This is a genomic window from Cobetia sp. Ld8, assembly GCF_045066615.1.
Classification (GTDB): Bacteria; Pseudomonadota; Gammaproteobacteria; order Pseudomonadales; family Halomonadaceae; genus Cobetia; species Cobetia amphilecti.
The window spans coordinates 1,113,382-1,126,762 of sequence record NZ_JBISHF010000008.1; the positions used below are offsets into that span (position 1 = coordinate 1,113,382).

The 13,381-nt window shown below is 64.7% G+C and carries 13 protein-coding genes; 12 read left to right on the forward strand and 1 reads right to left on the reverse strand.

From position 1 onward, the window contains the following. Window positions 1-285 precede the first annotated feature (285 nt). From ACJJV2_RS15605 to fnr, 4 genes are all read left to right on the forward strand, one after another. Window positions 286-1,764 carry a cbb3-type cytochrome c oxidase subunit I gene (locus ACJJV2_RS15605; RefSeq protein ID WP_405282097.1) on the forward strand — a complete coding sequence of 493 codons (1,479 nt, stop codon included), beginning with the start codon at window positions 286-288 and terminating at the stop codon, window positions 1,762-1,764. Continuing rightward, window positions 1,761-2,378, forward strand: a complete 618-nt coding sequence (locus tag ACJJV2_RS15610) for a cbb3-type cytochrome c oxidase subunit II (RefSeq protein WP_405282099.1) — start codon at window positions 1,761-1,763, stop codon at window positions 2,376-2,378. The genes ACJJV2_RS15605 and ACJJV2_RS15610 overlap by 4 nt, the downstream gene beginning before the upstream one ends. Before the next feature lie 25 nt (window positions 2,379-2,403). Then, window positions 2,404-2,682 carry a hypothetical protein gene (locus ACJJV2_RS15615; protein ID WP_192838652.1) on the forward strand — a complete coding sequence of 93 codons (279 nt, stop codon included), beginning with the start codon at window positions 2,404-2,406 and terminating at the stop codon, window positions 2,680-2,682. 288 nt (window positions 2,683-2,970) lie between these two features. Continuing rightward, the gene (gene fnr / locus ACJJV2_RS15620) at window positions 2,971-3,720 is read left to right on the forward strand and encodes a fumarate/nitrate reduction transcriptional regulator Fnr (protein WP_043333190.1); all 750 of its coding nucleotides are present in this window, start codon (window positions 2,971-2,973) and stop codon (window positions 3,718-3,720) included. Between the two features lie 218 nt (window positions 3,721-3,938). On the opposite strand, the gene ACJJV2_RS15625 is transcribed toward fnr, so the two are convergent. Then, window positions 3,939-6,437, reverse strand: coding sequence for a fatty acid cis/trans isomerase (locus ACJJV2_RS15625; protein ID WP_405282101.1), 2,499 nt, complete (start codon window positions 6,435-6,437; stop codon window positions 3,939-3,941). Between the two features lie 269 nt (window positions 6,438-6,706). On the opposite strand from ACJJV2_RS15625, the gene ACJJV2_RS15630 reads away from it, so the two are divergent. The 8 genes from ACJJV2_RS15630 (at window position 6,707) to ACJJV2_RS15665 (ending at window position 13,331) form a co-directional block, all read left to right on the forward strand. After that, window positions 6,707-6,973, forward strand: a complete 267-nt coding sequence (locus ACJJV2_RS15630) for a hypothetical protein (protein ID WP_197738697.1) — start codon at window positions 6,707-6,709, stop codon at window positions 6,971-6,973. 218 nt (window positions 6,974-7,191) lie between these two features. Beyond that, a complete protein-coding gene (locus tag ACJJV2_RS15635; RefSeq protein ID WP_405282103.1) occupies window positions 7,192-8,136 on the forward strand; it encodes a DUF692 domain-containing protein in 945 nt (314 codons plus the stop codon). Further along, window positions 8,133-8,969 (forward strand): putative DNA-binding domain-containing protein, encoded by an 837-nt coding sequence (locus ACJJV2_RS15640; protein ID WP_405282105.1) that lies wholly within the window; start codon window positions 8,133-8,135, stop codon window positions 8,967-8,969. Before ACJJV2_RS15635 ends, ACJJV2_RS15640 begins: the two co-directional genes overlap by 4 nt. A gap of 120 nt (window positions 8,970-9,089) precedes the next feature. Further along, complete coding sequence (locus ACJJV2_RS15645; protein WP_405282107.1) at window positions 9,090-10,028, forward strand: pseudouridine synthase; 939 nt, start codon at window positions 9,090-9,092, stop codon at window positions 10,026-10,028. A 215-nt stretch (window positions 10,029-10,243) separates the two neighbouring features. Further along, a complete protein-coding gene (gene tcdA, locus ACJJV2_RS15650) occupies window positions 10,244-11,128 on the forward strand; it encodes a tRNA cyclic N6-threonylcarbamoyladenosine(37) synthase TcdA (protein WP_324692481.1) in 885 nt (294 codons plus the stop codon). Window positions 11,129-11,208: 80 nt separating this feature from the next. Next, the gene (locus tag ACJJV2_RS15655) at window positions 11,209-11,466 is read left to right on the forward strand and encodes a DUF1653 domain-containing protein (protein WP_225996526.1); all 258 of its coding nucleotides are present in this window, start codon (window positions 11,209-11,211) and stop codon (window positions 11,464-11,466) included. 221 nt (window positions 11,467-11,687) lie between these two features. Beyond that, window positions 11,688-12,206, forward strand: a complete 519-nt coding sequence (gene purE, locus ACJJV2_RS15660) for a 5-(carboxyamino)imidazole ribonucleotide mutase (protein ID WP_043333193.1) — start codon at window positions 11,688-11,690, stop codon at window positions 12,204-12,206. 3 nt (window positions 12,207-12,209) lie between these two features. After that, window positions 12,210-13,331, forward strand: coding sequence for a 5-(carboxyamino)imidazole ribonucleotide synthase (locus ACJJV2_RS15665; protein ID WP_279834747.1), 1,122 nt, complete (start codon window positions 12,210-12,212; stop codon window positions 13,329-13,331). Window positions 13,332-13,381 lie beyond the last annotated feature (50 nt).

Below are 13,381 nucleotides of genomic sequence, written 5' to 3' on the forward strand. Positions count from 1 at the left end.
AGACAACGCTGGAACCGATGAGGGGTAAACGCTGCATTCCAGCGCGAGGGATGGCCTGTCAGTCGGTCATGGTCGCGCGTGATATCGGTCAGCGCCAGCCCTGCCGCCCTGACAGGGGCGTCGATGACCTGGCTGCTCCCGCAGCGCCGCTTCCAGCACCGTCACCACCAGCACTGCGCTTTCGCCCACTGCCGACGAGGTCGTGATATGCGTACAGCTCTTGAGGCTTCGGCCTGCCATCCCCGCGTGAACCATCATCATCACGCAAGCCATGATTTCGCTCGCATGGCCGTCATCTGGGGCCTGCTCAGCCTCTGTCTGGCCGTATGGCTCAACCTCATCTGGCTATGGCCCTCGCTGGGGCCGGAAGTGGCCTGGCTGAGCTACGGCCGCCTCGCGCCCTTGCAACATCACCTGCTGCTCTACGGTCTGGGCGGCTCGGCAGTGATCGCCGGCGGCTACTCCATCGCCATGCACAGTGTCCTGCAACGCGAATCACGCACGGACGCCGAGACGGCGATAGCGGATATCGCACTGACTCCCTTCACGCTCAAGCTGATGCATTTCACCTTCCTCGGCTGGCAGGCCGTGGTCGCGCTCGGCGCACTGGCGATTGTCGCGGGCTACTCCTCGGGCCAATACATGGCCGAAGCGCCCTGGCTCGTCGATCTCCTGATGACCCTCGTCTGGCTGGCCGTGGCGTGGGTCTTCTTCACGGTGCTGGAACAGCGCACGCTGCGCCGCCTGCCGGTGGCCTGCTGGTACTTCATCGCCGGTCTGATGCTGGTGTTGATACAGCATGTGCTGATCTCGCTCAGCGTGCCGATCGGCCTGCTGGAATCGATACCGCTCTTCACGGGCAGCCTCGAGGCACTGGTTCAGCGCTGGCAGGCAGGGCCACTCCCCGGTGGCATGTTCGCATTCGGCCTCATTGCCTTGCTCCATCACATGGTGACGAGCCGCTCGCGGCTGCCGCTCTACTCGCATCGGCTGGCCACCACCAGCTTCTGGATGCTGGTGCTGCTGGTGACATGGGGAGGTGCTCCGCTGCTGTTCGCGAGCGCCCTGCCGGCCTGGAGCCAGACGCTGGGCATGGCGATGGGAATCCTGCTGCTGGCGCCGGGGCTGGCACTCAGCCTCAATGGCCTGATGACACTCAAGGAGGATTGGCACTCATTGCGCCGGGATCCGCTTAACTGCCTGCTGGCGGCAGCTCTGGTCAGCTTCGCCCTTGCGGTTCTTGAATACAGCCTGCTGTCATTGCCGACACTCAATGCCCTGACCTTCAGTGCCGCCAACAGTCTGTCGCCGGCAGCAAGCCTGGGGGTGGTCGCGACAGTCGCCATCGTGATGGCCTATCACCTGCTGCCCCCGATGCGCTCCCTCGCGCTGCTCAAGACCCATGCCCTGCTGGTCATCATCGGCACCCTGCTGTGCGTTGCCGCCAGCTGGGCGACCACGCTGCTTCAAGGCAGCATGTGGCATGTGCTGGCAGATGACGGCAGGCCGCTATACACCTTGAGCGAGGTGCTGGAAGCGGCCCGCATGCCGATGATGATCTCGCTGGGCGGGCTCGCCTGCTGGGCGCTCGGCTTGCTGCTGATGCTCCTCAACGTGACGCGCACCCTGGCTGATCAAAAGAGCGAACGCCAAGCCGCTCACGAGCGCCAGCGCCTGAGCTCCGGCTCGCACAAGGCATCATCAGAGTCTGCCACGCCCTCTACTACGCCCCCTGCCACATCCTCGGGAGGGCACTACGCATGAGACATGTCCTGCTCGAACGTCACGCCGGCCTGATGACGGCACTATGCCTGCTCACCATGAGCCTCGGCGCCCTCGCCCAGCTGGTGCCGCTCGGGGCTCACCCCAGTCTCGCCAGCGCACCCGAAGACCTCAAACCGCTGAGCGCCCTGGCGCTGGAGGGCCAGCGCATCTACCAACGCGAGGGCTGTCAGCAATGCCACACACGCATGGTGCGCGATCTACCGGGCGATACGGCGCGCCACGGCGATGCGACGATCGCCCGGGAGCGCTACTACGACCGCCCTTCGCTGTGGGGCGTCGAGCGCTGGGGGACGGATTTGAGCCAGCTGCCTGCGCAGCATGACGATGCCTGGCAGCGTCTGCATCTGAATGACCCGCGCAGTCAGGTGCCGGACTCAGCGATGCCCGCCTACCCGTGGCTGTTCGAGCGGGCGTTGAGCGGCGAAGGCATCGCGGCCCGCATGCGAGCCCTGCAAGGCTTGGGCGTACCCTACGCGGAAGACGAAATTCTCGCCGCCCCCAATGACGTGCGTGGCACTGCCGAAATCACGGCTCTGCTCGCCTACCTGCAGCAGGCCGCCCCCGCGAGCGACATCGCCAGCCGTGGCCCATGACAGGACACCGCTCAGGAGACACGACATGAATCTGCTGGAGACAACTGGACTCCCCTTGTTCTGGAATCTCTGGGTGCTGGCCCTCACGCTGGGCAGCCTGGTGCTGTTCGCCATGCTGGCACTGGGCAGCCTTTCGCGCGCTGCAAGTGCTGACAGCGACGAGCGCGAAGGCGATGGCCCCATGCAAGAACATCGCATCAATGGCGTACGTCAGCCTGACACACCAGCGCCACGTGCCTGGGGCATACTGGCACTGGCGACGCTGGCCGCCGCACTGATCCTGCTGCTCGGCGCAGCTGGCTGAGGCAGGTCGTCGCGGTATGGTCACGCAGGGCCAACCAGGCCTAAAGTTCACACACCTTGCAACGCCCATGGGTTGGGCAGGATAATGAATTAATAAAATCTAATATTATGGCGCCACGAAATTGCACTGCATTAGCCGATGAGCGCTCAGACTCTGGCCGCTCGAATCACATCGGCTGAGCAGGGTAGCGGCGGGCGACAAGGCCCCGCCCCACCATTCGTTGCGCCCGAAAGACCCCTCCGCTGCCCTGCCCCAGGGGTAGCGGTGACATTCCTCAGGAGAGTCACCATGACGGCCAATGCACAGGCATCACACCGCTTGCGCGCCCATGAAGCCCGCTGCCAGACCTGTTCGCTGAGTTCACTGTGCCTGCCACTGGCACTGAACATGGAAGATATCGACCAGTTTGACGCCATCATCCGCCGTCGCGCGCCACTCAGAAAAGGGGAAGTGCTCTTCACCCAGGGCGATGCCTTCGATTGCGTCTTCACGGTGCGCTCCGGAAGTCTCAAGCAGATCACCAATGAAAACAGCGGCATGGAGCAGCTGACCGGCTTCTACCTGCCCAGCGAGCTGGCCGGGCTGGATGCCATCGACAGCAATTGCTATCCCGGCACCGCGGTGGCGCTGGAGACCACCACCGTCTGCGAGATTCCCTTCGACCGCCTCAATGCGCTCTCGGAGCAGATGCCGGAGCTGAGAACCCAGCTGTTCAAGAGCCTGAGCAAGGAGTTGCACGAAGATCGCCGCATGATGATGCTGCTGTCGCGCAAGACAGCCGATGAGCGGCTGGCGAGCTTCCTGGTCAACCTGTCACAGCGCTTCCGTCGTCGTGGCTATTCGCCGTACAGCTTCCGCCTCTCGATGGCACGCGCCGATATCGGCAACTATCTGGGGCTGGCCGTCGAAACCATCAGCCGTATCCTGACCCGCTTCCAGACCCAGGGGCTGGTCGACATTCGTGCCCGCGAGGTGCATATCCTGCATCTGGATGGCCTGATCGAACTGGCCGAAGGCGAGTGTCAGGGCGGTCGCTGATGACGCCTGCTGACAGCACATCACGCTGAGCGATACTGCGCTGATCCGCCGCCAGGGCGCCATGTCGGCACCACACAAGACAGAAGCCCGCCACGCAATTTGCGTGGCGGGCTTCTTCTTTCTGTCAGGCCAGTCGTCATGACAGTCCTGACAACCCTGACAGTCTTGGCAGCCCAGACAGTCATGACAATAGGCCTTGTCTCGGCCTTCGCTGGCGATCAGCGGTTCTCGAGGCGGTTATAGTCCAGCAGGCCCGCTTCGACAGGGCGATCAGCATAGTTGGTGCGCAGCACGCTGTCGGAGAACTCCCAGAAGCGCGGATCAGTCCGGCGCACCCCGATATCGGCCTGCAGGGCGCGATAGTCCTCTTCGGTCTCGAGTGCCGCCACCCGCTCTGCCAGCCCCGTCAGGGTGTCAGGCGTCAGACGCCAGAAGGCATTCGGGTAATCGCCCGCCACGCCCCGCAAGACATCGAGAGTGTCTTCCTCAGGACGGCGATTTTTCTCCTCATCGAACAGGCTGGTGATGTTGGCGTGGGCGGAATTGCGCAGCACGCTGTAAAGGCGCGGCGAGTCATCAGTGCCATCCTCCAGCGCGACGATCGTCACCTCAGGCATCAGGCTGGCCGAGACTCCCTGCACCGCAGCGAGGGCCTGCAGCTCATGTCGCACGTGCTCGTCCTCGACATTGCTCAGGCTGCGCTCATGGCCGAGTTCTGGCGCGAGGCGCTCCTGCATGCGCCGCATCAGCCCAAGGCGCGCCTGGTCCGGTGATGACAGCTCCTGCGGTGTCCAGACGATGCCACTGGGCGCATCGAACTGCGGCGGCTTCTTGAACAGCAGCTCGCCAAGGCCGGGGCTGACGTCGCGATACCAGCTGTCGTGCACCGCCTGGCGCTCGCCTGCCGGCAACAGCACCAGCAGGTTGTTCTCGCCTTCCATGCGCAGGAAGTCCATGTACAGACGGGTGACCAGCTGATGGCCGAGATTGCCATAGACATCGAAGCCGGCGACCAGCAGGTAGTGGATGCGCTCCAGCATCGGGTAATCGATGATCCAGCCCGTCTTGGGCACGCCACCGACCAGCCCCTTCATCACCGCCGCATTGTCGAAGTGGCGATAGATGGTCAGGGCCGCGTTGGGGTTGCGCCCCTGGCCGGGGCCCTCAGCCCAGCCGCTGCCGTCCCACAGCACTCGCTCATCCAGGCGCAGATCGCCATCGAGATAGGCCTGGGACATCAGGCGCTGCTTGGCCTTGAGATAGGCGGTCTGCTTGCTCTCGAACTTGACCCAGGAGCTGATCGGCAACGCATTGCTGCTCTGCTCGGCGGGCAGGCTGAGATTCTTTCCTTCCTCGGCCAGGGTGCGTTCCACTTCCGGGTGGCTGAACATCTTCGGGTCAGTGAAACCGACCCAGAAGTGATCATTGATCACATCCACCGCGACCTGCCCGCGACAGACCGGCCCCTTGATGAAGCCCATGATGGTGTTCTGCGACTCATCCAGCATGAAGCGATAGCGTGACTCGGCCGGAATGGCCTCGAAGGTCAGGAAAGGATTCGAGGCCGTCTTGAGGTCGTAATCCGGCAGGTAATCCACCGGGTAATCCGGTGTCAGGAACAGCGCCTGCCAGCGCTTGAAGCGAGCATCATTGAGCGCATAGGGCAGATGATTCTTGGCCAGGATCGTCGCGCGCTCCTGCCACAGACGGTAATAGACCCGCGGGCGCCTGGCCTCATCATGAGGCATGCTCGCGCGCTCATCGGCGGTGTAGGAGGCATAGGGGGCATCGTAGGGGCGGCGCGTGGAGATGCGATTGATCGGCTCGCCCGGCGGGGTGCTGGAACGCACCAGTTTGAAGAAGATCGGCCGTCCATCCGCGCCCTTGATGTCCGGGAAATACACATGGCTCAGGAAGAGATGCTCGTAGATATAGCGATTCATCAGGCGCTGCTTGAGGCTGTCGCCATTGAAGAAGCGCTCGGCCTGCTCGATATGCGGCATCAGCGCCTGGGGCAGCGGTGCCGGGCCCGTCATCGCGCCACCCTTGGCCAGCCAGTTCACCAGCGTGCGGTGCTCTTCATCGCTGACCTGTGGCAGGGCGTAGGGCATGCCCCAGTCAGGATGGTCTTCGGTGAACTTGTCGTAGCCCTCGACGGGGGCACACACCTGACTGCGATTGAGCGACAGGTCGAAGCGGTCTTCCGGCAGCAGGCCATCTTCCGTCACCGGCAGCGGCGCCTTGCGCTTCTGGCTGAGCGCACGGAACAGCACACTGCCCTCCAGATTGGCGGCCGGAGAGTCGAAGCGCTCATTGAGCACCGGCGAGAAGTCCATGTTGCGCCACTGCTCGGTGGTGTCCGCGTCCTCGAACATGCGCGTCAGATTGGCCGCCAGCAAGCGCGTTCCATCGTAGACCGGCGCCGGATTCATGCCGCGATCGATCCCGGCGGCCGATGACATCTTGAGCTGACAGGGAGCGTCGTAGCAGCCATGACAGACCACGCAGCGCGTCTCGATCACCGGTTTGACCTCATCCTCCCACTGACGCCCGGCAAGACTGTCGTGTGACACCACCCGCTCACGCGGTGACGCGGGGCCGAAACGCTCATCGAGCTGATGCATCGCGACGGCACTGCAGCCCCCCAACAGTAGAACGAGCACGATGCTCCAGCGCCAGCGCGGTATGCGCCATAGGCGTCGAAGAAGGTCCGGCATGGGGAGCTCCAGCAAGAGGAAGGGATATCGGCAATCAAATACATGATTGCGAAAGCCTACCATAAGCAGGCTCACGAATTCGGCAAGGCTGCACTTCCAAGCATAGTGAACAATGATGTCAGATTTTTTTGTCTCTTCCGCATCCAATCTTGTTTTGGCGGCGTATGACTTCATGACCCGTCTAGACGAGCTGTCTGACGCAAGCGGGTGCCACGATGTTCCTGATCCATAATTCAAAAAATACGGGCCCTGCCCGATAGGAAGCCATCATGACCATGAAGAAGACCGTTACTGCTGCCACCTTCGCCGCCGCTGCCGCCGCACTGTTCTCCACGGCCGCCCTGACCTCGTTGCCGGTGCACGCCGGTGACAATGCCGTGAAGTGCTCCGGCATCAACTCCTGCAAGGGCACCTCCGAATGTGCGACTGCCAACAGCGCCTGCAAGGGCCACAACGCCTGCAAGGGCCAGGGCTGGTCGTACACTGCCAGCGCTGAATCCTGTGTCGGCGAAGGTGGTACTGTCGTCGAGGGTTGATCCTCAGGCATCAGATGCGCCTGCTGAGGCAGGCGCATCTGGCGAATTCCCGACGGGAGGACGGCACACCGTCCTCCCGTTACTGATTCTGGCTCTAGCTCTGGTTCTGGCTCTGTTTCTGTCCGGGAACCCTGGCGGGTGTCTTTCAGCCCTCCTGACTCGCCATCTGCCTCGCCCTTTTCCGCACCCTCTGCCTTAGCTCAGAAGAGGACTCACGCATGACGACAGCTGTCACCTCTCGCCTGCCCACGCCCGCCAGCGCCGGCATTGGTCAGGGGCTGGGCCTGCGCCCCGAGTACTACCACGAGATTCTGACGACGCTGCCGGACATCGACTGGTTCGAGGCCATCAGCGAGAACTACATGGGCCACGGCGCCAGCGACTCCGGTGGTCTGAGTGCCGGTGGCAAGCCACTTCATCACCTCGAGCGAGTCCGCGAGCACTACCCCATCGCCTTGCATGGCGTCTCGCTGTCCATCGGTGGCAGCCATCCCATCGACAGCCGTTACCTGCGCGAGCTGCGCGCCTTGTGTGAGCGCATCGAACCGCTGTGGGTCTCCGATCACCTGTGCTGGACGCGCACCGGCGCGCATCAGTTCCACGACCTGCTGCCGCTGCCCTATACCGATGCCACCATCGACCATCTGGCCGAACGCATCGATCAGGTCCAGAACGCGCTCGGCCGTCAGTTATTGCTGGAAAATGTCTCCAGCTATCTGACCTGGCGCCCTGACGAGATGAGCGAATGGGAGTTTCTGGCCGAGGTCAGCCGCCGCGCCGACTGCCTGATCCTGCTCGACCTGAACAACGTCATCGTCTCGAGCCACAATCATGGCTTCGACCCGCTGACCTATCTGGACGCCATGCCGGCAGAGCGCGTCTGGCAGCACCATCTGGCCGGGCATGTCCGGCAGGAAGTCTCCGGCGGCGAGCTGTGCATCGACACCCATGACCAGCCCGTCCCGGACGCCGTGTGGTCGCTGTATGACGCCGCGCGGGAGCGCTTCGGCGATGTCGCCACCATGATCGAGCGTGACGACAACTTCCCGCCCTGGTCGGAATTGATGCAGGAGTACGCCGAGCTGCGCCGCCGCAGTGGTCGTCCGCTGGCGGATGCCGCGCGCGCGAATCAGACGCCAGACCACGGAGGGCTGCGCGCATGACGCAAGCGAGCCCCGCAGGCGGTGCTGATCGCAGCGCCCTGATGCAACTGCAGGAGACCACGGGCGCCTACCTCGCGACGCCGAGCCCTGACACCCGCAGCGCGGCGGCCGAGGCCGTCATCAGTGATCAGCTTGCCAGCGCCGAGGAGCGCCTCGACATCTACGCGATGGCCTATCGGCTGCGGCTGTTCGAGGTCTTCGGCGGGGATTTCGAGGCCGTGCACACCCTGATCGGCGATGACGCCTTCGGGCTGCTGTGTCGTGACTACCTTGCGGCCCACCCGCCGAGTCATTATTCGATTCGCTGGGCCGGCCAGCATTTCCCGGCCTTCGTCGCGACGCGCGAACCCGAGCGCTCCCTGGTCACCGAGATGGCCGCCTTCGAGTGGGCATTGGGGCTGGCGCTGGATGTGGTGGACAGCGCCCCGCTGAGTGTCGAGGCCCTGCAGACGCTGCCCCCTGATGAGTGGCCCGAGCTACCCCTGGCAGCGCATCCGTCCCTCAAGCGCTTCTCGTTCCACTTCGATACGCCGACCATCTGGAAGGCCATCGACAACGATGAGCCGCCACGCGCGCCGGTCGAATCCGACACGCCCACGCCCTGGATCGTCTGGCGCCAGCCCACCGCTGGCGCGCCCGAGGTGCACTATCGCTCTCTCGAGCCGCTGGAAGACCTGGCTCTCGGCGCCATCCTCGCGGCCGGAGACGAGGGCCTGAGCTTCGGCCGGCTCGGTGAACTGCTGACGCCGCAGGTGGGGGCAGAGCAAGCCCCGGGCGTGGCGATCAACCTGCTGGTGCAGTGGCTCGCCGCCGGCCTGCTGATCAGGCCCTGACATCAGGCATCCGCGCGCTCGGCGCCACGCCGGACATGACAGCCAGCGGCGAAAGCCGGACAATACACGCCGACCCTCATTGCGATGGTCGGCTTTCGTCTTCCTGCTGCCGTGATGCCCATGCCCTCTTCTCCTGATGCTCCGCACTCCGACGCGCCGACGGCGCCTCAGACACCTGCGCCGATGGCGGACACCACGCCAACGCCTCTCGAGGCCAAGTCTGCTGAGGTGACTGAGCCGGCCGAGCCGGTTGAGCTGACTGGACCCGCCGAGCCACTCGACATCCTGTTCCAGGATGAAGTGCTGGTGGTGGTCCACAAGCCATCGGGCCTGCTGGTGCACCGCAGCCCCATCGACAAGCACGAGACCGAGTTTCTGCTTCAGCGCCTGCGCGACCAGATCGGCCAGCATGTCTTCCCCGTGCATCGCCTCGATCGCCCCACATCAGGGCTGATGGTGTTCGGCCTCTCACCCCAGGCGGCGCGCAAGCTGAGCACCGCCTTCGAGGAGCAGCAGGTCAGCAAGCGCTATCTGGCGATAGTGCGCGGCGTCGCGCCCGAGCAGCAACGCCTCGATTACGGCCTGCGCAAGGAAGATGGCAAGCTGCCCAAGGCCGAGATGCCGGAGCAGGAAGCCATCACCGACACGCGCCGCCTGGCACAGGTCGAGCTGCCCATCGCCATCGATCGCTACCCGCAGTCGCGCTTCTCGCTGGTCGAGGCCCGTCCGCTGACCGGCCGCCGCCATCAGATTCGCCGTCACCTGTCACGCCGTGGTTACCCGATCATCGGCGACGCCAAGCATGGCAAGGGCAACTACAATCGCTACTTCGCCACGACACTGGAATGCCCCCGCCTGCTGCTGGCGGCTGTCGGGCTCGAGCTCCCCCATCCCGAGGGCGGCTGGCTGAGCCTGTCGTGTCCGCCAGATGGTGCCTACGCGGCACTGATGGAGCGCTTCGGCTGGCTGGGCCATCTGCCCGAACGCTACGCTGAACATCTAACAGAGCGCCCGACCAGACACTGGCTCGATGCGCCCGCCGGCGACCTGGCTGACTGAGCGCGTCCCTGCTGACTGCCACCCGTTCCCCCGAGATTCGCGAGCTGCGCATGACCACCTCTTCCGACACCCCGGACTCGACCGACATGAGCCCAGAACAGCAGAGCTCTGACAATAAAAGCTCTGAAAACAAAAGCTCTGAAGAACAGAGCCCTGACCGCAAGCACACAGGCGAGCCGTCGACTCACAACAGCACGCCCTCCGCCAGCGAACGGATGCTGGAGAGCTTCTTTGCGGCCGGCGCTGCCAGTCAGGCCCCCGCAGAAGACGACTACGACTTCCGCTTTGGTGGCATCCGCCGCCTCTACGGTGCCAGTGCCTTCGCCCACTTCCGCCACGCGCATGTCGCGGTGATCGGGGTCGGCGGCGTCGGCAGCTGGAGCGCCGAGGCGCTGGCTCGCTCCGGCATCGGCGAGATGACGCTGATCGATCTCGATGATGTCTGCGTGTCCAACGTCAATCGGCAGCTGCATGCGCTGGATGGCCAGATCGGCCGTCCCAAGGTCGAGGTGCTGGCCGAGCGCTGCCAACTGATTGCGCCGCAGATGAAGATCCACGCCATCTCGGCCTTCGTCACGCCGGACAATCTCGCCGAGCTGATCCACGACGACCTCGATCACGTCATCGACGCCATCGACAGCGTGCCCGCCAAGACGGCGCTGATCGCCTGGTGCAAGCGTCGCAAGCTGGGCCTGACCGTGACGGGCGGCGCCGGTGGCCAGCTCGACCCGACGCGCATCCAGATCGGCGATCTCGCCCGCACCGAGCAGGACCCGCTGCTGGCGCGCGTTCGCTCACTGCTGCGTCGCGACTACAATTTCAGTCGCAACCTGAAGCGCCGGTTCGATGTCGAGTGCGTCTATTCCGACGAGCAACTGACCTACCCCGGCGCCGACGGCGAGGTATGTGCCACCAAGCCCGGCGACAGCGCCACGCGTCTGGATTGCGCCGGCGGCTTCGGCGCGGCCACCTTCGTCACCGGCAGCTTCGGCTTCACCGCCGCTGCCCGCGCGCTGGCGCGCATCGCACGCCGCGGCGCCAAGGCCACGCCTGTCGCTGATGACACCTCTGTGGCTGATGCGCCGAACGCTGCCGACTGATACGCCTGCTTCTCGCTTCTCGCTACTGGCTTCACCGCTTCTTGCTTATCGCTTTTGGCTTCACCCTCAAGGAAATCGCCATGACTGACCTGCCTGCCATGCCGCCGCTGCCGGAAAATCGTCCCGTGCCGGGCCTCTACCGCCACTACAAGGGCGCGCAGTACGAAGTGATCGGCACCAGTCGCCACAGCGAGACCGAAGAACTGCTGGTGGTCTATCGTGCTCTTTATGGTGAATGCGGGCTGTGGGTGCGTCCGCTGAGCATGTTCATGGAGAACGTCGAGATCCAGGGCGAGCCGGTGCCACGCTTCGCGCTGGTCTCGGCGTGGTCCTGCTGATCCGCGGTCTTGCCGCACCCACATCCTGACCGACCAGACAGGTACATGCCGCCTGTCGGTCGCGGTGCTATACTGCGCCGCTTGTTTTTCCAGACATACGCATTGAGCCGCTTGCGGGCATGATCTGCCCGCGCGGCTCGGCCACGCCCACACAGCGCACTGCCCGGCACGTCTGACAGGCGCTGTGAGCTGGTTCATACCACGTCAAGAGCGGAGGAAGCATGAGCGCACTGGTTGGTGTCATCATGGGATCAAAATCGGATTGGGCGACCATGTGCCATACGGTCGAAACCCTGGAAGCGCTGGGGATCGAACACGAGGTCAAGGTCGTCTCTGCCCATCGCACGCCCGACCTGCTGTTCGACTATGCCGATACCGCTGCCGAGCGTGGCCTCGAGGTCATCATCGCCGGTGCCGGTGGCGCGGCGCACCTGCCGGGCATGTGTGCCGCCAAGACCTGGCTGCCGGTGCTGGGCGTGCCGGTGCAGTCCAGCATGCTGTCAGGTGTCGATTCCCTGCTCTCCATCGTGCAGATGCCCGCCGGCATCCCCACCGGCACGCTGGCCATCGGCCGCGCCGGTGCCGTGAATGCCGCGCTGCTGGCCGCCAGCCAGCTGGCCAACAAGTACCCGGCTATCCGCACCGCGCTGATCAACTTCCGTGCCGAGCAGACCGACCGTGTGCTCGACAATCCGGACCCGCGCCCCGACGCACCCAGCCTGTCCCACGGAGGCGAGTAAGCCATGAGCCAGCCGTTCCGCTTCGGTATCGTCGGCGGCGGTCAGCTGGGCCGCATGTTGGCTCAGGCCGGCGCCGCCCTGAATGCCCGCTTCACCTTCCTTGATCCTTCGGATTCGCCCTGCGGTCGCGTCCACGGTCATCATCTCTGCGCCGATTGGCAGGATGATGCGGCCCTGACGCAGCTGGTGGCGGCCTCTGACGCCATCACCTTCGAGTTCGAGAACGTGCCGGCGGACGCCGTCGCGCGTCTGGCGGCCGAGCGCCCGACCTTCCCGCCGGCTGGCGCCCTGGATACCGCGCGTGACCGCTGGAGCGAGAAGTCGCTGTTCATGCGTCTGGGCATCGAGGTGCCGCCGCTGGCGCTGGTCGACAGCCAGGCGGACCTTGAAGCGGGCGTCGCGACCATCGGTCTGCCCGCCGTGCTCAAGACACGTACGCTGGGCTATGACGGCAAGGGCCAGAAGGTGCTGCGCGAAATGGCCGACGTCGCCGACACCTTCGCCGAACTCGGCAGCGTGCCGCTGATCCTGGAAGGCTTCATCGCCTTCGATCACGAAGTCTCGGTGATCGCGGTACGCGGTCGCGATGGCGAGACACGCGCCTGGCCGCTGTCGCGCAATGAACATCGCAGCGGCATCCTGCATTGCTCCACGCCGCTCGACTCCCACGGCCTGCAGGCCGAAGCCGAGGCGGCTGCCTTCAAGGTGATGCACGAGCTCGACTATGTCGGCGTGATGGCCTTCGAGTTCTTCGTCGTCAAGGACGCCGATGGCAGCGAGCGCCTGCTGGCCAACGAGATCGCACCGCGTGTGCACAACTCGGGGCACTGGAGCATCGAAGGCGCCGTCACCAGCCAGTTCGAGAATCACCTGCGTGCCGTCGCCGGCATGCCGCTGGGCGAGACCGCACTGCTCACGCCCTGCGCGATGCTCAACATCATCGGCCGCATGCCGGAACGTGACGCCGTGCTCGCCATCCCCGGCGCGCGTCTGCACGACTACGGCAAGGCGCCGCGTGCGGGGCGCAAGATCGGCCACATCACGCTGCTGGCCGCCGACAAGGCGAGCCTAGACGCCCGCATCGCGGCTGTCGAAGCGCTGCTGGTCAATGAACTGGGCAAGTAAGCCGGTTCTGCGCCACTGAAGACAAAACGCCCCCGCTGCCATCGGCAGCG

What these genes read in the sequence shown, in the direction of transcription:
- ACJJV2_RS15605 (WP_405282097.1), top strand. Translation starts at nt 286, where the DNA reads ATGGCCGTCATCTGGGGCCTGCTCAGCCTCTGTCTGGCCGTATGGCTC.
- ACJJV2_RS15610 (WP_405282099.1), top strand. Translation starts at nt 1,761, where the DNA reads ATGAGACATGTCCTGCTCGAACGTCACGCCGGCCTGATGACGGCACTA.
- ACJJV2_RS15615 (WP_192838652.1), top strand. Translation starts at nt 2,404, where the DNA reads ATGAATCTGCTGGAGACAACTGGACTCCCCTTGTTCTGGAATCTCTGG.
- fnr (WP_043333190.1), top strand. Translation starts at nt 2,971, where the DNA reads ATGACGGCCAATGCACAGGCATCACACCGCTTGCGCGCCCATGAAGCC.
- ACJJV2_RS15625 (WP_405282101.1), bottom strand. Translation starts at nt 6,437, where the DNA reads ATGCCGGACCTTCTTCGACGCCTATGGCGCATACCGCGCTGGCGCTGG.
- ACJJV2_RS15630 (WP_197738697.1), top strand. Translation starts at nt 6,707, where the DNA reads ATGACCATGAAGAAGACCGTTACTGCTGCCACCTTCGCCGCCGCTGCC.
- ACJJV2_RS15635 (WP_405282103.1), top strand. Translation starts at nt 7,192, where the DNA reads ATGACGACAGCTGTCACCTCTCGCCTGCCCACGCCCGCCAGCGCCGGC.
- ACJJV2_RS15640 (WP_405282105.1), top strand. Translation starts at nt 8,133, where the DNA reads ATGACGCAAGCGAGCCCCGCAGGCGGTGCTGATCGCAGCGCCCTGATG.
- ACJJV2_RS15645 (WP_405282107.1), top strand. Translation starts at nt 9,090, where the DNA reads ATGCCCTCTTCTCCTGATGCTCCGCACTCCGACGCGCCGACGGCGCCT.
- tcdA (WP_324692481.1), top strand. Translation starts at nt 10,244, where the DNA reads ATGCTGGAGAGCTTCTTTGCGGCCGGCGCTGCCAGTCAGGCCCCCGCA.
- ACJJV2_RS15655 (WP_225996526.1), top strand. Translation starts at nt 11,209, where the DNA reads ATGACTGACCTGCCTGCCATGCCGCCGCTGCCGGAAAATCGTCCCGTG.
- purE (WP_043333193.1), top strand. Translation starts at nt 11,688, where the DNA reads ATGAGCGCACTGGTTGGTGTCATCATGGGATCAAAATCGGATTGGGCG.
- ACJJV2_RS15665 (WP_279834747.1), top strand. Translation starts at nt 12,210, where the DNA reads ATGAGCCAGCCGTTCCGCTTCGGTATCGTCGGCGGCGGTCAGCTGGGC.